General features: G+C 52.3%; 22 protein-coding genes. 5 read left to right on the forward strand and 17 right to left on the reverse strand.

All coding sequences use genetic code 11. The features are described from left to right. Positions 1–687: 687 nt before the first annotated feature. The 3 genes from ACTRXD_RS06575 to ACTRXD_RS06585 form a co-directional block, all read right to left on the reverse strand. Positions 688–1,104, reverse strand: coding sequence for a CBS domain-containing protein (locus ACTRXD_RS06575; protein ID WP_442431041.1), 417 nt, complete (start codon positions 1,102–1,104; stop codon positions 688–690). Between the two features lie 231 nt (positions 1,105–1,335). Beyond that, a complete protein-coding gene (locus ACTRXD_RS06580; protein WP_442431042.1) occupies positions 1,336–1,821 on the reverse strand; it encodes an aminoacyl-tRNA deacylase in 486 nt (161 codons plus the stop codon). A gap of 740 nt (positions 1,822–2,561) precedes the next feature. Further along, a complete protein-coding gene (locus ACTRXD_RS06585) occupies positions 2,562–2,747 on the reverse strand; it encodes a hypothetical protein (protein WP_442431043.1) in 186 nt (61 codons plus the stop codon). Positions 2,748–3,065: 318 nt separating this feature from the next. Here ACTRXD_RS06585 and ACTRXD_RS06590 point away from each other — a divergent pair, with 318 nt between their 5' ends. Together ACTRXD_RS06590 and ACTRXD_RS06595 are read left to right on the forward strand one after the other, a co-directional pair. Beyond that, on the forward strand, positions 3,066–3,830 hold the full coding sequence (locus ACTRXD_RS06590) for an iron-sulfur cluster loop (protein ID WP_442431044.1): 765 nt from the start codon (positions 3,066–3,068) through the stop codon (positions 3,828–3,830). Between the two features lie 648 nt (positions 3,831–4,478). Further along, entirely contained in the window at positions 4,479–5,558 is a 1,080-nt protein-coding gene (locus ACTRXD_RS06595) for a hypothetical protein (protein WP_442431045.1), read from the forward strand. A gap of 205 nt (positions 5,559–5,763) precedes the next feature. Here the strand turns inward: ACTRXD_RS06595 and ACTRXD_RS06600 are convergent, their stop codons facing one another. The 14 genes from ACTRXD_RS06600 to ACTRXD_RS06665 form a co-directional block, all read right to left on the reverse strand. Further along, positions 5,764–6,966 (reverse strand): hypothetical protein, encoded by a 1,203-nt coding sequence (locus ACTRXD_RS06600; protein WP_442431046.1) that lies wholly within the window; start codon positions 6,964–6,966, stop codon positions 5,764–5,766. A 433-nt stretch (positions 6,967–7,399) separates the two neighbouring features. Then, positions 7,400–8,176 (reverse strand): methylmalonyl Co-A mutase-associated GTPase MeaB, encoded by a 777-nt coding sequence (meaB, locus tag ACTRXD_RS06605; protein WP_442431047.1) that lies wholly within the window; start codon positions 8,174–8,176, stop codon positions 7,400–7,402. After that, positions 8,145–8,642 (reverse strand): Zn-ribbon domain-containing OB-fold protein, encoded by a 498-nt coding sequence (locus ACTRXD_RS06610; RefSeq protein WP_442431048.1) that lies wholly within the window; start codon positions 8,640–8,642, stop codon positions 8,145–8,147. The genes meaB and ACTRXD_RS06610 overlap by 32 nt, the downstream gene beginning before the upstream one ends. 7 nt (positions 8,643–8,649) lie before the next feature. Next, positions 8,650–9,933 (reverse strand): thiolase C-terminal domain-containing protein, encoded by a 1,284-nt coding sequence (locus ACTRXD_RS06615; RefSeq protein ID WP_442431049.1) that lies wholly within the window; start codon positions 9,931–9,933, stop codon positions 8,650–8,652. Beyond that, on the reverse strand, positions 9,930–10,331 hold the full coding sequence (locus tag ACTRXD_RS06620) for a cobalamin B12-binding domain-containing protein (protein ID WP_442431050.1): 402 nt from the start codon (positions 10,329–10,331) through the stop codon (positions 9,930–9,932). Before ACTRXD_RS06620 ends, ACTRXD_RS06615 begins: the two co-directional genes overlap by 4 nt. Further along, entirely contained in the window at positions 10,328–11,182 is an 855-nt protein-coding gene (locus tag ACTRXD_RS06625; RefSeq protein WP_442431051.1) for an MBL fold metallo-hydrolase, read from the reverse strand. Before ACTRXD_RS06625 ends, ACTRXD_RS06620 begins: the two co-directional genes overlap by 4 nt. A 146-nt stretch (positions 11,183–11,328) precedes the next feature. Continuing rightward, positions 11,329–12,996 (reverse strand): acyl-CoA mutase large subunit family protein, encoded by a 1,668-nt coding sequence (locus ACTRXD_RS06630; protein ID WP_442431052.1) that lies wholly within the window; start codon positions 12,994–12,996, stop codon positions 11,329–11,331. Positions 12,997–13,019: 23 nt separating this feature from the next. Beyond that, a complete protein-coding gene (locus tag ACTRXD_RS06635) occupies positions 13,020–13,883 on the reverse strand; it encodes a 3-hydroxyacyl-CoA dehydrogenase family protein (RefSeq protein WP_442431053.1) in 864 nt (287 codons plus the stop codon). A gap of 56 nt (positions 13,884–13,939) precedes the next feature. Next, on the reverse strand, positions 13,940–15,130 hold the full coding sequence (locus ACTRXD_RS06640; RefSeq protein ID WP_442431054.1) for a thiolase family protein: 1,191 nt from the start codon (positions 15,128–15,130) through the stop codon (positions 13,940–13,942). Then, positions 15,127–16,308 carry a dihydrolipoamide acetyltransferase family protein gene (locus tag ACTRXD_RS06645; RefSeq protein WP_442431055.1) on the reverse strand — a complete coding sequence of 394 codons (1,182 nt, stop codon included), beginning with the start codon at positions 16,306–16,308 and terminating at the stop codon, positions 15,127–15,129. The genes ACTRXD_RS06640 and ACTRXD_RS06645 overlap by 4 nt, the downstream gene beginning before the upstream one ends. A gap of 19 nt (positions 16,309–16,327) precedes the next feature. Continuing rightward, positions 16,328–17,320: an alpha-ketoacid dehydrogenase subunit beta gene (locus tag ACTRXD_RS06650; protein WP_442431056.1), complete on the reverse strand. Its 993-nt coding sequence runs from the start codon at positions 17,318–17,320 to the stop codon at positions 16,328–16,330. After that, positions 17,317–18,300: a thiamine pyrophosphate-dependent dehydrogenase E1 component subunit alpha gene (locus ACTRXD_RS06655; RefSeq protein WP_442431057.1), complete on the reverse strand. Its 984-nt coding sequence runs from the start codon at positions 18,298–18,300 to the stop codon at positions 17,317–17,319. The genes ACTRXD_RS06650 and ACTRXD_RS06655 overlap by 4 nt, the downstream gene beginning before the upstream one ends. 103 nt (positions 18,301–18,403) lie before the next feature. Continuing rightward, entirely contained in the window at positions 18,404–20,143 is a 1,740-nt protein-coding gene (locus tag ACTRXD_RS06660) for a class I adenylate-forming enzyme family protein (protein ID WP_442431058.1), read from the reverse strand. A gap of 86 nt (positions 20,144–20,229) precedes the next feature. Then, on the reverse strand, positions 20,230–20,997 hold the full coding sequence (locus ACTRXD_RS06665) for a TenA family transcriptional regulator (protein WP_442431059.1): 768 nt from the start codon (positions 20,995–20,997) through the stop codon (positions 20,230–20,232). A 316-nt stretch (positions 20,998–21,313) separates the two neighbouring features. Between ACTRXD_RS06665 and ACTRXD_RS06670 the strand changes: the two genes are divergently transcribed. From ACTRXD_RS06670 to ACTRXD_RS06680, 3 genes are read left to right on the forward strand one after another with little or no spacing between them, the layout of a single operon-like run. Further along, positions 21,314–21,865: a VOC family protein gene (locus ACTRXD_RS06670; protein WP_442431060.1), complete on the forward strand. Its 552-nt coding sequence runs from the start codon at positions 21,314–21,316 to the stop codon at positions 21,863–21,865. Between the two features lie 43 nt (positions 21,866–21,908). Beyond that, positions 21,909–23,015, forward strand: coding sequence for a homogentisate 1,2-dioxygenase (locus ACTRXD_RS06675; protein WP_442431061.1), 1,107 nt, complete (start codon positions 21,909–21,911; stop codon positions 23,013–23,015). Continuing rightward, on the forward strand, positions 23,012–23,995 hold the full coding sequence (locus tag ACTRXD_RS06680) for a fumarylacetoacetate hydrolase family protein (RefSeq protein WP_442431062.1): 984 nt from the start codon (positions 23,012–23,014) through the stop codon (positions 23,993–23,995). The genes ACTRXD_RS06675 and ACTRXD_RS06680 overlap by 4 nt, the downstream gene beginning before the upstream one ends.

Consider the following 23,995-nt stretch of genomic DNA (forward strand, 5'->3'; position numbering starts at 1 on the left):
GTGTTGAAAAATGCCGCCAGCGGCGTTCTCGCCCCTAGGCCGTGCTCACGTACTCCTCCGTACGCTCCGCTCGTCCAAGCGGCTGCGGCCTTGCTGGACCGGCCTTTTTGAACACTCCACTATTTTTCTCTGTTGAGCCTCCGTGACTCAGAAGCGAATGACACGGCAAAAATTTTACAATATTCAACAGTCCCTTAATGTGCTTCAGACGGGGCAGATGGAATCGAGGCAAATTGACGGTGTTGAAGGAAGAAAACGCCATGATGTTGGAAATAAACGAAACCCTATGATGATGATAATCGCCGAGGGTCATAACCGGAGGCTTTTCCCCGGGGGTAGCTCCAAGCAGTCCGGGGACTCCTTTCCCAATAATTTAGAGGGGAGAACAGGAAGGAGGAGGTTGGATACTCCCGTTCCACCTCCGGGAGGAATCATGGGAGCAGCCGTATGTGCGAAGAAGAATTCCTTGTGGGTGAGGGTCCCGCTCGCGGGGAAAGTGATGTTGGGTTGAGCCATTACTACCTCCGGTTCGACTCAACATCGCCACTCCGCAGGTGGAGCCTCATCCCCGCCCTTGGTGGCCAGGGGACGGGACGGATTGTCTCCCCGTCCCCTGGAAATTTCTGTTAACCGATTCTTCTTTTTCAGGAATTGACAGGAGTCATGAGCGAAGACAGGGAGAGGGACCTATGAGGTGATATACTTCTCAAGTTGCCGAATCAGTTCTTCCTTCTCCTCAAGCAACAGCACGACCAGATCCCGTACTGAGACGATCCCCACAAATTCTTCGCCATCGTAGACCAAAAGATGTCGGCAATGGTGTTCCTTCATCAGATTCAAGCAGTGGTTGGCGTCGACAGATGGACTGACCTTTAAAGGCTTGAGGGTGATCGTATCTTTAATTTTGACCTTCTCGGGATCTTTTCCTTTCCCTACGACATTTTTAATCATGTCGCGTTCGGTCAACAGTCCCCGGATTCCTGTAGAATTGGTCACAACGAGCGCCCCAATAAACTCCTCGGTCATGAGCTTGGCCGCCTCGAATATCGATCGATTCTCATTGATTGTGACCACACGCCTGACGATGGTTGAGGTAATATCCATGGCTCGTCCTCCCCTCACTCACGTGGATCATGACTGGCTTATCATCCCATGATCTCGTATCCCCTAGGCCCCCTAACAAAGGTTTTCCATTCAGCCTTAAATTGAATAGTGTGGCGAACTGAATAGGCATTGAAACAACATGCATAGAACCTCTGCGTGGAGCCTAGAAATCGGCACATAATTTCCTGCACCAAATCTCAAAGGAATGTTCCACTGGCCAGGTCGTGTGTTTCAATTCCCCGGGATTCCCGCTGCCAGATGGAAATTGGTCACTTTGGGATGGACCAAGTCGGCAAAATCCTGATACCGGAGCTTTATCACCCTGAGATGGGTTCCAGCTTGAAAGACGATCTCCTCATCCTCCGTGAGCGATTCGTCAACAAACACCTCCAGGCCATAGAGATTCCCAAATGGTGGCATGGCTCCCACACCACAGTCAGGAAACAATTCCTGGAATTCCCCTTCGGTGGCCAGACGCACGTGTTCCCCTCCCAGCACATCAGAGAGACGTTCGAAATCCACTTTGTGATTGGAGGGTAAGACCGCCATCACAAAACGATCGTCCGCTTTGATAATCACGACCTTCGCTAACAGCTTTCCGGAAATATGGAGTGTATGAGCGATTTCCGAAGCGGTATACGCTTCTTGATGCCGTATTAGCTGATAGGCAACCTTGCGTTCATCGAGATAGTCCTGTAATCGCGTTAATATTGGCATGGCGACCTCCTTGGTGTGAACCCGCCGGTGTCCTGCAATGGTCTAACCTGAAACCATGCAACCTCCTTTCTTCTGTCCAAATATTCTATGTCAAGAAATTGTGCATAAATCCCAGAAAATGGGCAAGTCGAATATCCCTGTAGCAAAAAAGCCAGCACCGGGAAGTTTCATGATAGTCACGAAATTGCGGACTTCGTTAGGCGTGCGGATAGAGGAAAGGTATAATCTGAACATGTCATCTGAAACCATAGGAGACCGCATTCCGAAGTCCTTCCAGAATTAGCCCTCTGATGCGACCTATGACGACGCCATCGAGCGACTTGTATTTCTCGCCAAGATTGATGCAGGCCTGGCTGAACTTGATGCGGGAAAAGACATTCCGCATGATGGGGTCAAGCGTCGGCTCGGGTGGTGACACAAATTATTTGGTTGCCTCAAGCACTCCGTGATATCAAAGCCATCCGAACATACATAGTCAAGATTCCCTCTGCGTTGCGGTTACCTTGTCATATGGAATTCCCTGTCGTCTCTATTTCCCCATTGTCCGACGACTGCCGTTCGGCCCTATGGGAGGATGCTCTTTTTCTTGGCGGGCCTTGTCTGAGCTTGGCGAGTTGGCCCGTCCTCTTCCCTGCATCCGCCCAATCCGCTGAGGCCGAACGGGGCGTCAATGGTTTTGGGGCCTTTTGCCGAAACAAAAGGGCCTCGCCTGCAGGGGCGAAACCCGGCAACACAGAACATCACGTGAACACGAGAGTTGGATACACATGTGCAACGCGTTCACCGGCTAGAGCTTTTTTCCTGTCTTCCCCCAAGATGGCTTTCCGATACACATCGAAAAACGGTAAGCCCAGAACCATAAATTCTGAATGATCCCACCCTTCCTCAACCATTCGCCAGAATATTCTTCGAAAGTTTCTTGACATTTTCCCTGCCTTGTTCAAAAATTCTCTACTTTGAGAATAACTTCTTTGAATTCCTGAATGAATAAAAAATACAAGCACTGAATGAGCCAATACCACACAAGAAAATCGCCGTGATCGCTTCACGAATGTGTACTGCCAAAGTGGATCAAGCCGGCAGGACTCAAGGCTGGAAAAATCAAATAGGGGAACATCCATATGTTCTGGGGGTTTGGGAACATCGATGAGCGTGTTATACGGATAGAAATTGGCAGAACGGGCTCTTATGTGGATCAGTCTAAAATTATTAGCCTGCATGAAACAAATGGACGGTCGTGAACGGTGAACAGCGAGATCGCAGATGTACTGAGGCAGCATGGCGAAGCGCTCTTCCAAGCCAAGGCCGGCCACGTTGCCTTTACGAAAGACCATGATGCCGATGCGCTCCTCAATGACCTAGCGAATTATCCCCACGCGTTCGTCCTGGCATGCATCATGGGTCGCCAAATCAAGGCGGAACGGGCTTGGCTGATCCTGCATCTTATCTCTGTGAAGCTCGGTGGGTTTTCGTTGTCTGTCCTGTACCCGCTTTCCCTCGACCAAGTTCGAGAACTCCTTTCGAAGCCGGAGCCTCTCCACCGTTTCCCTGGGGAAATGAGCTACAGCTTCCACGCTGCCATCGAGCGTATCGCATGCGCCTATGCGGGTGACGCCGCCCGCATTTGGCATGACAAACCATCAAGTGCCGAAGTAGTACTTCGGTTTTTGCGGTTCCGTGGCATTGGGCCGAAGATTGCCACGATGGCCGCGAACATTCTCGCGCGAGACTTCAAAATTCCGCTTGCTGACCATTATCCCGTCGATGTATCTGCGGACGTCCATGTTCGGCGCGTATTCACTCGCCTCGGATTGGTCGGCGAAAACGCCGGACTAGAGGAAATAATATATTGTGCTAGAGCACTTCATCCGGCCTTTCCCGGTCTTCTTGACTTCCCGGTATGGGAGATTGGCCGGAAATGGTGCCGTCCGACTAATCCACATTGCGTCGACTGCTACATGCATGGAGTCTGCCCCACGGGCAAGTTAACCATTGCAGGCACAGGCTAACAACAGCATACAGCGGACGGTGCCCCGCGCCACGCTAAAGCTGAGTGTTAATTTACAAAGGGACACAAATTTGGATTTCCCAGCAATAAAGAAAAGTGTGATGCGAGCAATTGACTTTCTATATGCTCGGGATTCCGATCTTCTTTATCGTGATGCAGTCAAATGGACATTAGCTCACTGCTTGGCAGTTTTCTTAGAACATGAGCTAACGAGGGGAATGTGGACTGTGAGTACAACAGACAGGGACCTGGGTCGAACCCGAAAACCAACGATCGAATAAGGGCGTGCGAGTATACGAAAGCGCCTACAGACGCACGGAAGTTTCAGTATCAATATGGACTAGCGCTGGCGGTTCCTGGCGGACTGAAGTTGCATTGGTTTAAGTTCGGAGGGAAATTGGTCTGACATCAGGCTTGAGACGGCCCCTTGGACCGTTGGACCTCTATGTTCAGTCGAACTTTGACGACAGATTCTGTGCTGAGTGGGTTTAAGGGGACAGGGGTTACTCGACGTGGAGGAGGGGGAGGTTAAAGAGTGGTTGGCTGAATGGAGTCCCCATCTGGCCGCGGGTCCAAGCCACCTGCGGTGGCCGAACGCGCAGTTCGAATTGACGGGACTTCGGCAGGCTAATTAGCCATGGATTCTGTTATGAAGCGCAATAAATTACTGGAACGCGACGAATTCGACCGTTTCTTAGGGGCACTTCAGCTTCTTGAAGTAGCCTGTGGCCTAATGCTGTCTAGCCAGCACGAAAAGTCTCGAATGGCGATTATTTTACTGCATAGCTTAGCCGAAAGATTGATGTTTTCCGAGGTAATCGAAAAATTTGATTCGGACGTTTCTTTGTCTCGGGTATCGGTCCCTAATTACACGGCACAATTTCGAAAAAAGGTTCTTCGTTATTTTGACGAAAAGGTGGATTTCTGTAGAAACACGGCCGAATTGATTTCTGATGCCGATGCTACGATCTTTAAGATACTGAATTTCTACCGAAATGCCGCATATCATCGAGACAGTCATAACCCAAACGTAATTTCGTCGATCGCCCGAATTTCATTTCACGCTACGTTGCGATTATTTGAGCGCACGGCTGGCAATTCCAGCGTAAGCATTTGGGGCCTTAGCGAGGAACAATCAAGTTCTTTGACGCCGTTCTGTCAAGTAGAGAATTTCATTGATTATGAGAAAGCAGCCAAGGAAGCAGCGCAAAAATTGGGAGAAAAGGTTGCAGCATTTCCATCCGACATTCGCAGCTCGTTTGTGGCTGACATAAAAGGTCGCTTGGCAAAATTGGAACGGATGAAGACGGAAACGCTTTACTGTAAAACTGCATCTGACCTAGATGAAATTTTTAAAAAATCTGCGTTTGAATTGAAAGGAATTGAGGATGATCTTTCCCTCGAGTTAAAGCAACTCAATTATCGCATTACAGGGCAAGTGTCTGGCGCCGTTCCAAGTTGGGACGAATATCAAGCGGCAGAGCAGAAATACATCGAAAAGATGAAAGCAGCGTATGACTCGTTCATTCCAGAGGTAACCGCCGCAACTCTTGATTTGATTTCCGACAAGGTTCAGCTCCTTGAAGGGAGCGCTACGTTGGAAGCTGCTCTCTCACTATACCTCCAACTGGACCAGAGTCTAGTTGAAGTTGAGGTCTTAGCATTCCACGCAGAGCGGAGGATCGATTTGGCAGTACAGCTTCAATTAGATATTGAGCGTGGGAAATAGGCTGTAATACTTCAAACATGCCGCCTGAGACAGATAATCGGGCCTGGTCGCAAACTTTCGACCTTGCCTACTCAGCCTTAATCGTTCAGTCGACCGCCAGTTGTGGTCAGGGTGCTGACGGGGTTGAATGCGCGTCGAGGCTGCTCGACGTAAGATGGAGGGAACTGGATGAGTGGCTGGCTCGAGTAGGAATTTACACGCTGCATCATTGCCCGATTGACTTGGTCTCCTCCAGGTGTTTCTTCAGATATTCCATGAACGGCGTGCCGCCGGTGCCTACGGAGGTGGGATTAGTGGACTGTTTCTCGCTTTGCTGATGAATATAGGTCGCGGCATAGTCCAGATGTGTGGCCCGAAAGCGTGCTAAAAGTTGTACGCATTCGTGATAGGCCTGCCATAAGTCGGGCTTGTTGGATTTGTGGTCCATACTATATCCGGACAGCAAGGGACGGCCGGCATGGTCCTGTTGATGTTCCAACCTTTCGAGAAAGGCGCGGTGGGCTGGCGGCATGTAATGGCGCATCTCGGCGAGATACACGGTTAAGGGATCTTCCGCGTGGGTAATGCCCAGTGCGGCATCCAGCGTGGGTATAATCGTGCTTTGGGCTCCGGTTTCTCCCCGGAAAGATTGAGGTTCCTCCCGGTACTCTTCAACACCCTCATACACAATGCCTTTGGGTAGAGCCGGATTATTTTTCCAGCCGTGAATAAACGGTCTCACGCGGTGATAATACATATAGGGATCACACCGCTCGGGCATGCGATCCAGCGTGAGGCACATGCCTTCCATCGTCGAAGCCAAAGTCAGGAGTGCTTTGGTCACATCATCGGCATGATCCCGTCCCGCGGCTTCCTGCGCGCGAAGAATGGCGGCCATGGCCGGACCCGCTTTCGCTTCAATGTCCACGTGGACGGCCACGAACCACTCTTCATCCAATCCTCCAAGAAAGTTTTGCAGCAATACGACATTATCGAGTTCGATGGGGCGTTTAGGATCGAGACGACGCCAGTTGTCCAAGGCGTAGGAGGCATAGGAAAGAACCGGAGGCCGGCCTAACCGGGACGACACTTCACACCAGGGTACGGCCAGGTTGGCTGGGAGACGGTCGAGGGGGTGTTTCGGATTTTCCCAAATGTAGCCATGCGCAGCGAAAGAAAGAATGCGGTTGGCGTATCGGTTGGTGGCGACGGTCCAGTCGTCCTTCTTGCGGGGAATGAGTTCCTGTATCGAGTGGATGGTGTTCCGGAGTTGGCGAGCCGCCAGCAACTTGGGCAGTTGCTGCCCGAGCCATTCCAGCTCAGGGCAGAGAGAACAAGAAGAAAGAGGGTCGGGGACCGGCAAAAAGCCGCGCTCCTCGGACATCTCAAAATGTGAGAACGAATGTTGTTGAAGTGGTGCAGGTTGCATGAGTCGTGGTTTTCAATAAAGATCCCTCAGCCAGACTGTGGGGTATTCAGAAGAAAAAGAGAATCAGAAAATCCCCCTCACCCCCTTTTTTAGGTTCTTCCGGGTTATGCGTGGGCATCCCCATCGGATATTGTTGAAGTCCATGTGCCTCGGAGATGAGGCCCCGGCACATTCCTCCCCTTTGTAAGGGGAGGATTGAGGTGGGGTAGAGTCTTGGATCCGTACGCATCTTGATGGCCATAGGAAAATTTTGGTTACAGTGGCAATGTGATGCCTCTACCTCCTCCTGCCCCCTCCTTACAAAGGAGGGGATTCTCTTCGCAGATCTGTCTAGTTCGAACAATCCACACAATTTCCTCAAGAGCCCTTTTTCTAAAGTGGGAACCCTTCGATAAAACTCAGGGCAGACCCAATCGGTCACCCGGCAGCACATTTAACCGGAAACGGGTGCCTCAATTTCAAGGGACTGTTGGTGGCGGGTGATGGCCTCTACCAACGATGGAATGCCTTCTCCGGTCGTGGCGGTCACCAGCAATACCTGTGGCACCCATTCTCGCAACGACTGAAGGGTTTCGTGGGCGCCGGCGTGATCGGCTTTATTCACGACGACGATATGGGCCACTTCCAGGATTCCAGCTTTCATGGCCTGCACGTCATCGCCAAGACCGGGTGCGACGACGTCTATCACCGTTTGAGCTATCTGGGCAATTTCTCCTTCTTCCTGCCCCATCCCAATGGTTTCAATCAGCACGACATCAAACCCGGCGGCGTCGAGCGCGTGAATGGCGTCCTGTGTCGCCAGGGCAAGGCCACCCCGGTGTCCTCTCGTGCCCATGCTCCGGATGTAGACACGATCATCCAGCGAATGGTGCTGCATGCGAATGCGATCTCCCAGAATAGCGCCGCCGGTTAATGAGCTGCTGATATCTACGGCCAGCACGCCGACCTTTTTCCCTTGTGAGCGGTACGCCGTAATCAATTGGTCTATCACGGTACTTTTTCCCGCGCCGGGATAACCGGTGATCCCGATGATTTGTGCATGGCCCGAGAAAGGCCTGAGCCCCTCCAGGACTCCTGTTCTTTCCGGCCCATTCGTTTCCAGTAACGTAATGGCACGGGAAATGGCCCTCATGTTTCCCGTTCGGACTTCCTTGAGTAATGAAGGAATCGTGGAACATTCAGGAATGGTCAATGGGTTCGAACCAGACATCGGTCACCTTATAAGTGGGAGTGTCGGAGAATTGTGGACGAATCGGGAGTCCAATGTGAACCTCTTCCAATGGGATGCCTTTGAGCCGGGAGAGAAAGAGTGTATTCACCTGATCAAATTCCACCAGCACCAACAGAAAGGGAGTTTCTTTCAGAAAACTCTCCCCGCCGTAATAGCAGACCGTGAAGGTATGTACGCGTCCGGTTGGCGGAAGTTCTTCCCACGTCGTGGGCGCCCCGCATTCCATGCAATGTGCCCGCGGTGTCGCATACATATACCGGCACCCCGTGCATCGCGATCCCAGCAAGCGGCCCTGACTCAAACCCACAAAGAAGGGGGAATCCTGGGCATAACTATGCCGGTAGTCGATTTCGTAGTGGTCCTGGATGATCAAGGGGGCGCCTTCCGGCAGATTGGTCTTCTGGCGTTTCTTCACGGTTTTGCCGGTTGTTTGGGTGTGTTTCATGATATGGTTATGTCCTCTCCAAGATCGACACGGTGATATAGGTCCCGGTGCCCGCATGACTATGGATGAGTCCACGTCGAGGATTGCGAAGTTGTAATACCGGACTGCCTAAATGCTTCTCGATTGTGCCTTGTAGTTGCCAAAACGCAAAGACGGCTTGCATTAGACCTGTGGCTCCAACCGGATGGCCGCAGGCTAACAGTCCTCCGGATGGATTCACGGGGAATCGCCCTTGATCCGGTAACGGCAAGCCATACTCAATCCCCGGCATGAACGGGATACCCTTTTCAATAAAACCGCCGCCTTCCCCATATTTACACAACCCCAGGTCTTCATAGGTTTGAATTTCAGAGGAGGTATACGCATCGTGAAGTTCGACAAAACTTAATTCTTCCAGTGGATTCCGGATGCCGGCCATTTCGTAGGCCAGCTTTGCTGCCATGCGACCACCGCGAAAGGAATGCACCCCAGGGTATTTGAGCCGGGCATAATCGGATTCCTGCTCGTGCGGAAGCAGCGGAACTTTTCCATGCGGCCGGTCAGCCATGCGCATGGCATCTGACCCTGATCCTATGCCGGTGATGTGCACCGGCCGGTCACAGACCTGTTCCGCAATGGTTTCGTCAGCCAGAATGCAGACGGCTGCTCCATCGGACATGGTGCAGATATCTTCCATGGTCAATGGGGTGGCCACCATCGGTGATTCCCGAACCTGTTTGACGGTGAGACGTTTCGCCTTTTGTGCATAGGGATTGTACAGGGCATTCAGATGATTTTTGACGGAGACCATGGCCATCTGTTCAACCGTGGTGCCGAATTCATGCATATGGCGATTGACCATCATGGCATAGTACCCGCTGTAAAACCCGCCGACCGGAAAGTCGAAATTCGTATCGGAAGCCAACGCAATGAATTCGTTGCCCTTCCAGGTGTTGACCCGGGACATGGTTTCAAATCCATACGCCACACAGCAATGCATTCGTCCAGAGGTGATCGCTTCCCAGGCCGATTGAAAGCACAGGCCTCCCGTGGCGCCACCCCCTTCGACCCGTTTTGAGGGTTTAGGGCACAGTCCCAGGTAATCGTGTGCCATGCTGGCGGCTTTGAGCTGTCGGGTGAAATGATCTGAAAAATAGGAGCCGACCCCTCCGTCAATCATGTCTTTCGATAAGTCGGGCACGTCCTGGAGGGCGGCGTCATACGCTTCTTTGACCATCAGACGAAAATCTTTATTCGGATGGGCTTTGGCGAATTTGGTGATCCCGCCACTGATCATATAGACCGGTCTCATTGGGGCAGTCCTTTCACGAATTCCACAATGCGTGACATCGAGGTGCCGGGAGGGAACAGGGCCCGCACACCGGTTTCCATCAGAGGGCCGACATCATCAGAAGGGATAATGCCTCCACCGAAGACGACGATATCCTCGGCATGATGCGTTTTCAGTAATTCCAGGACCCGTGGAAACAGAGAGGTATGGGCACCGGAATGAATGCTGAGGCCTATCGCGTTCACGTCTTCTTGGATGGCGATATTGACGACCTGCTCGGGGGTTTGATGTAACCCGGTATAAATAACTTCTACACCAGAGTCTCGCAGGGCCCGGGCTACCAGTTTCACGCCGCGGTCATGGCCATCCAAACCAACCTTTCCGATCAGGACTCGAATGGGCGTCGTCGCTGTGGTCATGCTGTTCTCGCTTCCTCTGCAGGTTTCAAGAAATATTTGCCTTCCGGGTCTTTGTGGACGTACCCCATCTCAATCCGGGGGTCATGTTCGAAAATCAGGAGCCATCCTTCTTCGTAGGCTTGATCAAGAATCCATCGTTTGGTTTCCAGCGTCTGTAGCGGAAAGAGGTCGTAGCCCATAATGTAGGGGAGGGGCAGGTGAGAGACCGTTGGAATACAATCACCTAAAAAGAAGGCCGTGTGTCCTTCGGATTCAATCTTGACGCTTTGGTGGTATTTGGTATGGCCTGGGGTGACCACCATCGAGACACCGGGCAGCCACTCGGTCGTGCCTGTGACAAACTCACACTGGTGATGTTCCAGAATAGGAATGAAATTTTCCTGACGGTAACTAGCCTTGGTCCGTTCATTCGCCTTGATGGCATCCTCAAATTCTCCGCGTTGCACCAGATAGCGGGCCATCGGAAACGTCGGGATCGTCTGTCCTTTTTCATTACACCGCGTGTTGCCTCCGGCATGATCGAAATGAAGATGGGTATTGATCACCATATCGATATCCTTCGGGGCAAGGCGGTAATGGTGTAAGGCATCATGAAGCGAGGAGGATTGATCCACGGCAAACATTCGGTGAAATTTTTTGTCATGTTTTGAGCCAAGTCCCGTATCGACGAGGATGTTCTTCCCATGTGCCTGGATCAGCAGACAGGTCAAGCTGAGCGGGATGCGGTGGTGATCGTCGGCCGGACAACATTTCTCCCAGAGCACTCTGGGGACCACCCCGAACATCGCTCCGCCGTCAAGCCGGAACCGGCCGTCTGTCACAGGATAAATGTTAAATTGTCCAAGTTTCACAGGATTGGTCCCTTCTGTTTTGAGGAAAGGGTTTTTCCGCTACAGGAACATTGGTGAAATCCGTCTGCCGGTTTGCTCTGTGACCTCCTTGCGAATTAACTCCTGAAGGCCAACATGCCTTGTGGTCCTCAGGTTACGACAACAGTTCATAAGACCACCGGTTCACGATAGGTGCCGAAGACTTCCTTTAAGGCTGAACACATTTCTCCCAATGTGGCCCTGGCTTTGACGGCGTGCATCAGGTGTGGCAACAGATTCTCACCGGATTGTGCGAACCATTGAATTTCATGAAGCGCTTCAGCCACTTTCTTGGGATCCCGGTTGGCGCGAAATGAGCGTAAGCGTTCCCTCTGATACTGTTCGACTTCCTTCCCGATTCGCAGGGTGGGTATGGTGTACTGCTCCGACTCAACGTACTCATTGACCCCGACGATGATGCGTTCTTTCCTGTCGATTCCCTCCTGGTAGTGCTGGGACGCTTCCAGAATCTCTCGTTGTGGGAAACCTCGTTCGATGGCGGCCAACATGCCTCCCATGTCATCCAGCCTGCGAAAGTATTCGCGGGCACCTTCTTCCATACGGTTGGTGAGGTGTTCAATAAAGTAGGAACCGGCCAAAGGATCAACCGTGTTAGTGACCCCGCTTTCATGAGCAATGATCTGTTGGGTGCGTAACGCCAGCGTCACCGCCTCCTGAGTGGGCAGAGACAGCGTCTCATCCATGGAATTGGTATGCAGTGATTGCGTGCCGCCGAGCACGGCTGCCAGAGCCTGAAGGGTGGTCCGCACCACATTGTTCATGGGTTGTTGCGCCATGAGGGAACACCCTGCTGTCTGGGCATGGCAGCGGAGCTGGAGCGAGCGTGGATTGTTGGGGTGGTATCGGTCTTTCATTTCCTGCGCCCACACGCGTCGTGCCGCTCGAAACTTGGCAATTTCCTCAAAAAATTCGTTATGCGAATTAAAGAAAAAGGACAGTTGCGGGGCAAAGGCGTCAATCGGCAATCCCGCCTGAACGGCGGCTTCGACATAGGTCAGCCCGTCATACAGGGTAAAGGCCAGTTCCTGCACGGCGGTGGATCCTGCTTCCCGGATATGATATCCGCTAATGCTGATGGGATGCCATTTCGGCACGTGTACACTGCAGTAGCCGATGGTGTCCGTAATCAACCGCATGTGGGGTGCAGGGGGGAACAACCATTCTTTTTGTGCGATATATTCTTTGAGAATATCGTTTTGAAGGGTGCCATTGAGCCGATTCAGCGGGATGCCTTGCTGTTCAGCCAGAGTGAGATACATGGCGAATATCACGGCGGCCGGACCATTGATAGTCATGGAGACCGATACCCGATCCAAAGGGATTCCTTCGAAGAGTGTGGCCATATCTTCCAGTGACGAAATTGCGACCCCACAATAGCCTACCTCCCCAAGAGCCTGCTGATCATCTGAATCCAGGCCCATGAGGGTTGGCATATCAAACGCGACGCTCAGACCGGTTTGTCCCTGATCCAGGAGATATTTGAAACGGGCGTTGGTGTCATGAGCCGTCCCGAACCCTGCGAATTGCCGCATCGTCCATAGCCGACTGCGGTACATCGTCGGATGAATCCCACGTGTGTAAGGAAAGTCTCCAGGATGCCCGAGGTCACGTTCAGGATCCCAATCTCTGAGGTCTTCCTGCGTATATTGTTCGGCAATCGGCAGTCCGGACAAGGACGTACAGGGCGTCTTCCGGTCCTGAGGATAATGAGAGGCCGGACGTTCTTCAGCCGAACCCTTCTGATGGACCACCGGTGAATCGTGAGCAATCTTCATGGCGTCATATCCTGACAAGGGGGTCAAGGTTGATAGGTGTAAAATCCTCTTCCTGACTTTCGACCCAACCAACCCGCCTCGACATATTTTCGAAGAAGCGGACACGGGCGAAACTTTTGATCGCCGAATTCTTGATATAAAATTTCGCAAATGTTGAGCACGGTATCCAGACCGATCCGATCGGCTAAGGCCAGTGGCCCTACGGGGTGGTTGGTGCCATGGGTCATGGCCTTGTCGATCATGTCGGCGGTCGCGATGCCTTCGGCTAAGGCAAAAATGGCTTCATTGACCATCGGCATGAGCAGGCGATTGACAATGAAACCCGGAGAATCTTTGGATTCCACCACAACTTTTCCCATGCGGTCGGCAAGTCCGGCGAGAAGCGAGATGGTCTCATCGCTGGTTCGCAAACCTCGAATGAGTTCGACCAATTTCATGACCGGGACCGGATTCATAAAATGCATGCCGGCTACCTGAGCATCCCGCTCTGACATGGCCCCTAATTTTGTGATGGATATCGAGGAGGTATTGCTGGCCAGGATCACCTCCGGTTTGCAGATTGCGCCAAGCTCTTGGAACAGCTCGCATTTCATTTCAAAATTTTCGGGGGCGGCTTCCAGGATCAGGTGACGATCAGTCATGTCTGCGAGGGATTGGGTGGTCCGGATTCGTTTAATGGCCGCTTCGCCCTCCGAAGCCGGGATGATGGCCTCCTGAATTTGTTTGTCGAAACCCTTGTGAATGCGTTCAAGAGCGGCTTCCAGAGATGCGGTGTGAATATCGTAGAGGAAGACCTCACAGCCTGCGAGCGCAGATACGCACGCAATGCCCGCACCCATTTGGCCGGCTCCTACGACACCAATGGTTTGTATGGCCTGTGATGGCATGTACGCATCTCCTCCAGTCCAAACCGAAACGTGATCGGGGGCGTGAATACCATGTGCTAGGGCATGCGTTCGATCACGACAGCCAGGGCCTCGCCTCCACCAATACAGAGACTGGCAAGCCCCAAACGGCCACCTCTGGCTTCCAGTGCGTAGAGCAGGGTGGTCATCATCCGTCCGCCGGTAGCTCCGATAGGATGGCCAAGCGCCACGGCACCTCCGTTCACATTGACTTTAGCCGGGTCCAGGTTGAGTTCCCGGTTAATTGCCAGAGACACCGAGCTAAAGGCTTCATTGATTTCAAAGAGATCAATCTGCTCGATGGTCAGACCTGTTTGCTTCAGAACTTTTTGGATAGCGTGAACCGGGGCGATGGTAAACCACTCGGGTGCTAATGCGGCGCCGGCATACCCGATGATTCGTGCCAACGGTTTGATGCCCTGGCGTTCGGCCTCTCTCTCTTCCATCAGGACAAGGGCTGCCGCACCGTCATTGCAGGATGGAGAATTGCCGACCGTTAACACGCCGTCTTCTTTGAACACCGGCTTCAAGCTGGCGAGTTTTTCGAGATTCACGCGATTCGGTTCTTCATCGTCGGTAACGAGAAGGGTATCACCTTTTTTTTGAGAAACTTCGACGGGAACAATTTCCTGTTTGAAGGCCCCGGTCGCGATGGCCATGCGGGCCCTGCGATAGCTTTCAATCGTAAAGTCATCAAGGGCCTTCCGGCTGAGTTGATACTTGGACGCACAGAGTTCCCCACCCTGACCCATATGAAAATCGTTATACACGTCCCAGAGGCCATCCTTGATCAGGCTATCGACCAGTTCCCCATGGCCCAGCCGGTAGCCTTGTCTGGCCCTGGTCAGGAGGTAGGGGGCGCCGGTCATGCTTTCCATGCCTCCGGCAATCAGAATGCGGGCTTCTCCCAATTTAATGGCCTGAGTGGCCATAATGATGGCCATAAGACTGGACCCGCAGACCTTGTTGATGGTGGTTGCGCCCACCGAGTCGGGCAGGCCGGCTCCAAGCGCGGCTTGCCTCGCGGGTGCCTGTCCGAGACCGGCAGCCAGCACGCAACCCATATAGACCTCGTCCACCAACGCCCCGGAAAGGTGAACGCGATGTAAGCTTTCGGCAATGGCCAGGCTTCCGAGTTTCGTCGCGGGAACCGGACTGAAGACGCCCTGAAAGCTTCCCATGGGAGTGCGGACCGCGCTCACAATGACCGCGTGTTTGGTCTCATTCATGAGGTGACCTCCCAGGACGGTTGTTCCAGGACAGATTTCACCATGAGCATAAATTGATCGGCTGTGGCTCCATCGATGACCCGATGATCAAAGGCAAGGCTCAAGTAGGCCATGGGGCGAATTTCAATGGACTCGTTCACGACCACTGCTCGCCGCTGAACAGCGCCAACGCCAAGAATGGCGATTTGCGGTTGGTTGATGATCGGGGTGCTGAAAAGGCTGCCGGTCCCTCCATGATTGGTGATGGTAAAGGTCCCTCCTTGGACTTCTTCGGGCTGGAGTTGTTTGCTTCGTGCCCGTTGAGACAGATCGGCGACTATTTGACCTAATTGTCGAAGATCTTTTTGATCGGCATGCTTGATAACGGGAACCAATAATCCTTCTTCTACGGCGACAGCTACACCGATATGCACGGGATGTTTGAGGACCAGACCTTTGGCAGACCAGGAGGAATTGAGAATCGGAAAGGCGTGAATCCCCTGTGTGACCGCTTTGATCACAAAAGGCAGATAGGTCAGATGCAGCTGCTGTCTGGTGGGTTCGACGGTTGTAAAGTCGGCTTCAAAGAACGTCACCACGTGGGCTGCGGTCTGTCGACTCTTGACCATGCGTTCCGCAATTGTTCGTCGCATGGAACTCAGGGGAATCACCTCTTCTTCAAGGGTAGGGGGCACTGATGTGGGCTGTCCCTTTAGCGAAACGCCGGACTCTTTTCCGGCCAGACCTTGTTTGTCCAGAAACTCCAGAATGTCCTTTTTAGTAATCCGTCCATTCATGCCGGTTCCAGTGATGCGGCTGAGGTCCACCTGGTGCTTGGCGGCAAGGTCTCGAACAGCCGGTGAAAGGAGGTCAGGGGATCCTGAGATCGTTGACTGGCCGTAACCGGACGATACCGGTGAGTGAATTGTGCTTGTCGCGGAATCACCGTTTCCGGATTCGGAATGGTAATCGAGTCGCGCAAGAAGGGTGCCCACCGGGACCGTTTCCCCTTCCTGAATCAAAATCTCGGTTAAGGCTCCGGTCGCCGGGGAAGGAATATCCAATGCGACTTTATCGGTTTCCACCTCTAACAGGGATTCATCTTTTTTCACCTGGGCCCCCAGCGGAACGAGCCATTTCACGATGGTGCCTTCGGCAATGCTTTCACCTAACTGCGGCATGACGATGTCGGTGGCCATGAATTGCTCCCCTGTGTAATCAATAGGCCGCCAATTGGCGGGCGGCGGTGATGACGTCATGAGCTTTCGGAAGAAAAAAGTCCTCAAGCGGGGGACTATAGGGCACGGGAATATCGGGGGCTGCGATCCGCATAATCGGCGCATCAAGCGCGTTGAAACATTCTTCAGCCAGAATCGCGGCAATCTCACCACCGATTCCTCCGGTCTTCGTGTCTTCGTGGAGAATAATCACTTTGCCCGTTTTTCGAACCGAGTCTTTGACGGTGTCGGTATCAAGGGGGCTCAGGGTGCGAAGATCCACGACTTCCATGTCGATCCCTTCCTGATCCAAGGCCTCGGCTGCCTCTAATGCTACGTGGACCATGGCTCCATAGGTGATGACGGAGATCTCGCTTCCTGTCCGTTTGATCTCCGCCTCTCCGATCGGGACGATATACTCTTCAGCGGGAAGCCCCTCCTTCACGCGCCGGTACAGAAATTTATGTTCAAAATAAATGACGGGGTTATGATCCCGGATCGCGGCCTTCAACAATCCTTTGGCGTCATAAGCCGTTGAGGGCGCCACCAGTTTCAACCCGGGGGTATGAAAGAACCAGGCTTCCGGACACACGGAATGGAACGGCCCTCCATGAGTCCCTCCTCCGAAGGGTGCGCGGATGACCAGAGGCACCTCTGCTCCCCAGCGATAGTGATTCTTGGCGGCCATCTCGGTAATTTGATCGAACGCACAGGAAATGAAATCCGCAAATTGCATTTCAACCACGGGTCTCATGCCCATCATTGCCGCTCCGATCGCGGCGCCGACAATACCCGATTCCGCCAGAGGGGTGTCCAGCACTCTCCATTCACCATACTTATCCTGAAACCCTTCGGTGACACGAAAGGCCCCGCCGTACGGGCCGATATCCTCTCCCATAAGGAAGACCCGTTCATCCTGGCCCATTTCTTCATCAAGGGCTTGCGAAATGGCTTCCAGATAGGTCACTTCATGTGCGATGGCGGATGTGGTCATATCAGTACCTCCACGGGATTGGCCGCAAAAACGCCTTCCAACGCTTCTGAACCCTCCGGAAGAGGGCTTTGTTCCGCGAACTCCAAGGCGGATTCAATTTCCTTTTCAACCCTCATATGAATTTCCTGGAATTCGGGTGGACCGGCATACCCCAATTCTTTCAGTCGACGTTCCGCCTTCAGAATAGGGTCTTTCTTCTTCCACTCCTCCAAGAGTGCTTGAGGCACATATTTGGCGGAATCATGTTCCGAATGCCCGTGCATACGCATGGTTTTGCATTCGATAAAGGTGGGACCTCCTCCATCCCTGGCACGTTGAAAGGCCCGTTGTGCCGTCAGATAGACGGAGGCGACATCGTTTCCGTCCACAATTTCACCGGGTATGGCATAGGCTTTCGCCCGCTCGACGACATCTTTGATGGCCATCTGATGGTGAAGAGGGGTGGAGTAGGCGTACTGGTTGTTATTGCAAAAGAATACCACCGGCAGCCGGCGAACGGAGGCGAAGTTCAACGCTTCATGAAAATCTCCGCGACTGGTCCCTCCATCTCCTGTATTAGCGGCGACAATACGGGATTCACCACGGAGCTTAAACGCCAGAGCCACTCCGGTCGCAACGGGAAGATTGTCAGCCAGATGACTGACAAAAGCGATGATGCCACGTTTCAGGTCGCCCATATGCACGTTGCCGTCCTTTCCTTTGGTGGGTCCGGTGCGCTTGCCAAGATATTGCGCTAAGACCTCACCCGGCGTAATGCCTCTGACTAAGAACGCGCCCATATCCCGGTGGAAGGGGGCGATAATGTCATCCGTCTGAAGGGCGGAAGCATAGCCCACCGAAATCGCCTCCATTCCATGGCTGGTGTATGCACCACCGACGATGCGACCTTGCCGGTACAGAGTGGTCACTCGTTCCTCCAACGCTCTGGTGAGTTTCAGGAAATAATAGAGGTGGAGAAATTCAGATTGTGAAATCTCCATAACACTCTCCTTTTGTCTAGACATGAATAGTTATCCTCTTGTTGGTCATTGGGTGTGGTATTGGTGATACGTCATGTCCCCCACTTATTCGATGACGACCTCCTCAAGCCGTCTGATGTTTTGTAGTTGAGCCGCGTTGCACAGAGCGGAATTGGACGTCGCGATAGCGTGCCAATGCCGGGCTCAACCTCGCCTTTAACTCCAAACGTTTGGGCTTCCCCGTTGTCGTATAGGGTACTTCCTGGCCGAACATGATGACCTTGGGACACTTGGCAAAGGGCAACGTCTTGCGACACCAGGTGACCATCTCATCTTCCGAAGGTTGCGGCATATGTTCTTTGACCACGAGGTATCCGGCAATTTCTTCTCCGTAGAAACGGTTTTCGAATGAAACGGCCATACCGAATTTGACGGAAGGGTGTCCTCTGAGTACTTCATCAATTTCCAGGGGTGATATATTCACACCCCCACGGATGATTAATTCCTTCAGACGCCCGGATATGAAAAAATACTGGCGATCAGCCTGATCACGAATGAAAAACCCCTCATCTCCCGACCGGAACCATCCCCACCGGAAACTTTCCTCATTCGCATCCGGTCGTTTCAAGTAACCTGAGCACACCGTTTGTCCGTGGATACAAATTTCCCCCTTTTCCATCTCGCCGGCCGGTTGTCCATGGGGATTGAGAATCGCCATGTCGTTGTGAGGAATGGCGAGGCCAATGGATGGATAGTCATAGTCGGTAAGCCAATGCCTGTGTTCCTGTTCGGAAAGATTAACGGGGAGAAAACTGGCATAGCACGTGGTTTCAGATAGTCCGTACCCATGACGAACCGGAGCATGAAATTGATCCTCAAACCGTGACACTGTGTCCTTTAAGAGGGGGCCGGCACCGCAAATCAATCCACGAAAATGGTCAAGCCGGTATTGCCGGTTATCCCGGCTTCCTTCCAGCAGGAACTCCAGAATAGTAGGGACCACACTCACGCAGGTCACCCCTTCTTCCTGGATTCGGTTCCAGAACGCGGACTGACGAAAACGCCGGTTCAGCACGGATCTGCCCTGTCCGTAAAATGGTGTGATGAGCGTGACAACAATTCCGTTTACATGATGGATTGGCAGCACACACATGAGGCAATGACCTTTTTCCAATCCGTGCCATTGTGCAATGCCGTGGGCATCGACGAGAAGATTTTCGATCGTGAGCACAACTCCTTTCGGCGGTCCCGTCGTTCCGGAGGTGTAAACAATCAATGCGTCATCCTGGAGAGCAGCTTGATCGAGAGATCCGTGGCTGTGTGATTGAGCCGGGCGAGGTTGACCCAACATGTCCATGAGCGGTGAGGTTCCATTCCCGAGAGAGACGAGATGCCGGAGGTGGGGCAGTCGATTCCGGATATCCTGGAGGGCTTCATATTCGGCTTCCCAACAAAAGGCCACACAGGCCTCTGAATGTTCCAGAATGTAGAAGCGACGGTCTTCAGATTCATCGATGTCAATCGGCACCACCACGGCTCCCAGGACCCATGCGGCAAAATACATCACCACAGTAAAGTCATGATTAAACAGCAGGGTGGCAATGCGATCCCCCCATTGGATCCCCAGTTGCTCACGCAGGAAGGTTACGGTTCGGTTGACGGCGTTTCCGAATTCCTCATAGGTATAGGTTCGAACCATTCCGGAATCGCCGTAATATGTTAAGTACACTTCTTTCATGAGTGCCGGATCGGCCACCCGCTGCTGAAAAAATTGTGTAAACGAAGAATAAGGGAATTTGAGGAGCGGGTATCCGTTCCGATGGGCCTCCTGAATATTGTTATTCATGGAAATGGTTTCAATCATCTGTTTTACCCTCTAAGGACTTATTCTCGATTGAAGCATGAGGTCTCGAGCGCGATAGCCGTGCTCATCCTTAAGCTCGGGTTCTTTCATCGTGCATCGCCGAGTGTGACATGCGTGTTCCTGGAATGCGCCCCATGGTGGTTAGGCATGTTCATCTTGCGTTGTCGCTCGAGACCCAACCAGAACCCCTCTAAAAAGTTCAGAACCTGTCGGACGCCGTCGTGAAAATCCTGTTGCTCCTGGTTGGAGAGTGTCCCCTGAGCAGAACCATGTCCTTCCATTGCCGCAACTGCATGCACCATGGCTTCCTCATGAGTGGATTCCAGTTCACGATGGAAGGTGAAATACCTTATATCAAGGCCGGGAAATCTTTGACGACGCAAAGACTGTAAGCCGGGAATGAGGTGGTCCCACATGGTAATGGCCATGTTTTCCAGGCCGAATGAAGCTCCTAGGGCTTGTTCATGGAGTCCGCTGCTGTACAATTCTTCCAACCCTTCGATATAGGCCCGGGTAGAAGGCATCATCGGTGTAGTCAGAGCTTGATGAAGATCGATTCCGAGGGAACGCAGGAAATGCCGATAGAGCAACTCATGTCGATTCTCAGGATTTCCCTCACCTAATTCTGAATACAATACCCGTGTCAACTCTTCCGCGATGGATTCGTCCTCGGTGTTGACCAGTTGTGCGACAAGAATTTTTGGAAAGAATCGGGCAAAGTTATAAAACTCCACTCCAAACGCATAGAGCTCTTCATCGGATGCATCGCCCCTCTTAAACCAATTCAGGTAAGAGTTATTGATTGCACCATGATGAAGTACGAACTCCCGCATCTCCCGATAAAATCCTGACATGGTGGCCTCCTTAATCGGAACCTATAAGTAAGTCCCATTCAAGTAGCTGTATGTGGTGATTGCCAGTCATAAATTAAATGATAAAATATTATTATCATCATAAAACTTTTATAGATAACAAGCAATGATTGCATATAATAATGATATCGTATGGGCCATTTTAATTTATGCTTTAATAAGGATTGCCAATAATAATTTTTTAATGGTAAGTTATAATTAATTTGGTGGCCAAGGCTCAAAATGGACCGGACAACGCTGAGATACATAAAAGATCTGGAGGAGCCGTTTCATATTACGGATAGGGAAGGAGAATCCAATGGGTGACACGGTTGGAATTGATCACATTACCCTTTGTGTGAATGATCTTCATGCTGCCGAACACCTGTTCAACAACATTCTCGGCTTCCGAACGATCTGGTCTGCCGATGATGTAGGGTCCGACAGATCAAGCATGGATACCATTGTGGTTCAACGGAACAACATTCGAGTGGCCCTCATGCAAGGCCGGGATAAAACCGGGAAATCACAGATTACGGAGTTTGTCGAACGGTTTGGGCCAGGTATTCAGCATGTCGCGTTGGAAGTGGACGACATCGAAACCGTTTGCCAGGAATGGGAAGCCCATGGGGTGAAGTTCAGCGGACCCGTCAAAGAAGGTCGAGATGGATTCGGTCCGCTCCGTCAGCGTTTTACGTATCCACTGTTTCCCGGCAGTGGAATTTTCTTCGAATTGACTCAGCGTAGAGAGGGACAGGAGGAGTCAAAAACTTTTGTGAAGAGTACGGTCGAGTCCTTATATCAGGATATTGAGCGGGATCAAACGCAGGGCGTAGAACAGACCATTATTGATTTTGGGCATATCCCCTAAGCAGCCATAGCCATGGCGGATTCATGCTGACAGAAAGGACCCCATGTACTTAACACGGAAAGGTCAGTCACCCCGGCAAGCGCACGTCAATATTCCATCAGGTCTGTATGAAGAGGAACATGGGCGTAAGGGATTTGCCGGTCCGGCTTCCCATCTGTATCGATCGCACCCTCCCACCAACTGGCTTCGCATCGATGGGCCTTGTCGGCCTCGCGCTTTCCAGTGCAGCGATCTGACCCCTTCAGACTTTTTCTCCGGGGACAGCCGACCGGTTGAAATATTACGAAGTCCGGATGTCCTGGTGTCTATCTCCCGTCGGAAAGAAACGATGCCGTATTACTTTCGCAATGCGGATGGCGATGAAGTGCATTTTGTCCATAAAGGGCGTGGTCTGGTGGAAACCGATTACGGCGTGCTGACGTATGAACCCGGAGACTATCTGGTCATTCCCAAAGGGACGACCTACCGGATGGTTGTGGAAGAAGGACCCGGTGTCATGTTGATCATCGAAACTTCTGAGCCTGTCATGCTACCCGAGCGGGGGTTGTTGGGACAGCATGCCCTATTTGATCCCGAGGTCCTTGTGGTCCCCGAACTTTCAGCGCCTGTCACCACACAGCGTCAACATGAATGGGAGCTTCGCATCAAACGTGATGGGACCTTTACCAAGGTGTTTTATCCGTTTTCTCCATTGGATGTCGTGGGGTGGAAGGGAGAGGTTTGGCCGACGAAACTCAACGTTCGGGATTTTCGGCCGGTGACCAGTCCCCGCTATCACTTGCCTCCGAGCGTGCACGCGACCTTCCAGGCGGGAAGGGTGTGGATATCGACGTTTGCCCCCAGACCGCTGGAGAGTGAGCCGGGTGCATTGAAAATTCCCTTTTATCATCGGAATACGGATTTTGATGAAGTCCTGTTTTATCACGAGGGAAATTTCTTCAGCCGGTCGGGAATCCATCCGGGAACCCTGACCCTGCATCCTCAGGGCATCCATCATGGACCCCATCCAGGCGCTGTTGAGGCCAGTAAAACACAAACACAGACGAATGAAATTGCGGTGATGGTGGAGTCACAGCAGCCCTTCTCCGTGATGCTTGAGGCTGAGGCTGTTGAATTAAAAAACTATTCCATGAGTTGGAGCACACCATGAAACTTGTCACCTTCCAGGTTCACACACCAGTCGGAAAATTTGCACGGGTCGGAGCATTCCACCATCAATCCATCGTGGATCTGAACATGGCATACACGCGGATGCTGGCGGATCAAGGGGAGGCGCAACCCTACAGGCTGGCCACATCGGGAGTCCCGTCCTCTATGCTGGAACTCCTTCAGGGAGAAGTGTCGGCCATGAATAGAGCCCGGGAGGCCTTTCATTATATTAGTGACAACGATCAGGTGGTCCATGGTCCCGATGGCGAAACGATTGTCTATAACAGGGAAAAGGTTTCGTTGCTTGCGCCGATCCCTCATCCCCCTCTTCTTCGTGATTTTATTGCCTTTGAGGCGCACATCGCCGCGACTTCCAAAAAACGAGGACAACCGATACCCCCGGAGTGGTACAAGGCGCCGGTCTATTATAAAGGCAATCCACAGACCATCATCGGGCCCGAAGATGTTCTGGCATGGCCGTTACAGACACAAAAACTTGATTTTGAGCTGGAGTTGGCCTGCGTCATTGGTCGAAAGGGGAGAGATATTCCAGCGGATAAGGCGTGGGACTACATCGCCGGCTATACCATCATGAATGATTTTAGTGCGCGGGATATTCAATTTCTGGAAATGGCTTGTCGGCTGGGACCCGCGAAGGGGAAGGATTTTGCCACGGCGTTGGGACCCTGTCTGGTGACGCCGGATGAGATTCCAGACCTGAAGCAACTCGCCATGGTGGCTCGTGTCAACGGAGAAGTCTGGTCGAAAGGGACGTTTGGAACCATTTACTGGTCGTTCGCTCAAATGATTGAACATGTGTCCAGGGGAGAAACGGTCTATCCCGGCGAAGTGTTCGGCTCTGGAACCGTGGGTGGGGGATGTGGATTGGAGATGGATCGGTTTTTACAGCCGGATGATGTCGTGGAGCTGGAAATTCAGCCTATTGGCAAATTGAAAACAAAGGTTACTAAGGAGCATTGA

The organism is Nitrospira sp. T9, assembly GCF_052156535.1.
Lineage (GTDB): Bacteria > Nitrospirota > Nitrospiria > Nitrospirales > UBA8639 > Nitrospira_E.

What these genes read in the sequence shown, in the direction of transcription:
- ACTRXD_RS06575 (WP_442431041.1), bottom strand. Translation starts at nt 1,104, where the DNA reads ATGGATATTACCTCAACCATCGTCAGGCGTGTGGTCACAATCAATGAG.
- ACTRXD_RS06580 (WP_442431042.1), bottom strand. Translation starts at nt 1,821, where the DNA reads ATGCCAATATTAACGCGATTACAGGACTATCTCGATGAACGCAAGGTT.
- ACTRXD_RS06585 (WP_442431043.1), bottom strand. Translation starts at nt 2,747, where the DNA reads ATGTCAAGAAACTTTCGAAGAATATTCTGGCGAATGGTTGAGGAAGGG.
- ACTRXD_RS06595 (WP_442431045.1), top strand. Translation starts at nt 4,479, where the DNA reads ATGAAGCGCAATAAATTACTGGAACGCGACGAATTCGACCGTTTCTTA.
- ACTRXD_RS06600 (WP_442431046.1), bottom strand. Translation starts at nt 6,966, where the DNA reads ATGCAACCTGCACCACTTCAACAACATTCGTTCTCACATTTTGAGATG.
- meaB (WP_442431047.1), bottom strand. Translation starts at nt 8,176, where the DNA reads ATGTCTGGTTCGAACCCATTGACCATTCCTGAATGTTCCACGATTCCT.
- ACTRXD_RS06610 (WP_442431048.1), bottom strand. Translation starts at nt 8,642, where the DNA reads ATGAAACACACCCAAACAACCGGCAAAACCGTGAAGAAACGCCAGAAG.
- ACTRXD_RS06615 (WP_442431049.1), bottom strand. Translation starts at nt 9,933, where the DNA reads ATGAGACCGGTCTATATGATCAGTGGCGGGATCACCAAATTCGCCAAA.
- ACTRXD_RS06620 (WP_442431050.1), bottom strand. Translation starts at nt 10,331, where the DNA reads ATGACCACAGCGACGACGCCCATTCGAGTCCTGATCGGAAAGGTTGGT.
- ACTRXD_RS06630 (WP_442431052.1), bottom strand. Translation starts at nt 12,996, where the DNA reads ATGAAGATTGCTCACGATTCACCGGTGGTCCATCAGAAGGGTTCGGCT.
- ACTRXD_RS06635 (WP_442431053.1), bottom strand. Translation starts at nt 13,883, where the DNA reads ATGCCATCACAGGCCATACAAACCATTGGTGTCGTAGGAGCCGGCCAA.
- ACTRXD_RS06640 (WP_442431054.1), bottom strand. Translation starts at nt 15,130, where the DNA reads ATGAATGAGACCAAACACGCGGTCATTGTGAGCGCGGTCCGCACTCCC.
- ACTRXD_RS06645 (WP_442431055.1), bottom strand. Translation starts at nt 16,308, where the DNA reads ATGGCCACCGACATCGTCATGCCGCAGTTAGGTGAAAGCATTGCCGAA.
- ACTRXD_RS06650 (WP_442431056.1), bottom strand. Translation starts at nt 17,320, where the DNA reads ATGACCACATCCGCCATCGCACATGAAGTGACCTATCTGGAAGCCATT.
- ACTRXD_RS06655 (WP_442431057.1), bottom strand. Translation starts at nt 18,300, where the DNA reads ATGGAGATTTCACAATCTGAATTTCTCCACCTCTATTATTTCCTGAAA.
- ACTRXD_RS06660 (WP_442431058.1), bottom strand. Translation starts at nt 20,143, where the DNA reads ATGATTGAAACCATTTCCATGAATAACAATATTCAGGAGGCCCATCGG.
- ACTRXD_RS06665 (WP_442431059.1), bottom strand. Translation starts at nt 20,997, where the DNA reads ATGTCAGGATTTTATCGGGAGATGCGGGAGTTCGTACTTCATCATGGT.
- ACTRXD_RS06670 (WP_442431060.1), top strand. Translation starts at nt 21,314, where the DNA reads ATGGGTGACACGGTTGGAATTGATCACATTACCCTTTGTGTGAATGAT.
- ACTRXD_RS06675 (WP_442431061.1), top strand. Translation starts at nt 21,909, where the DNA reads ATGTACTTAACACGGAAAGGTCAGTCACCCCGGCAAGCGCACGTCAAT.
- ACTRXD_RS06680 (WP_442431062.1), top strand. Translation starts at nt 23,012, where the DNA reads ATGAAACTTGTCACCTTCCAGGTTCACACACCAGTCGGAAAATTTGCA.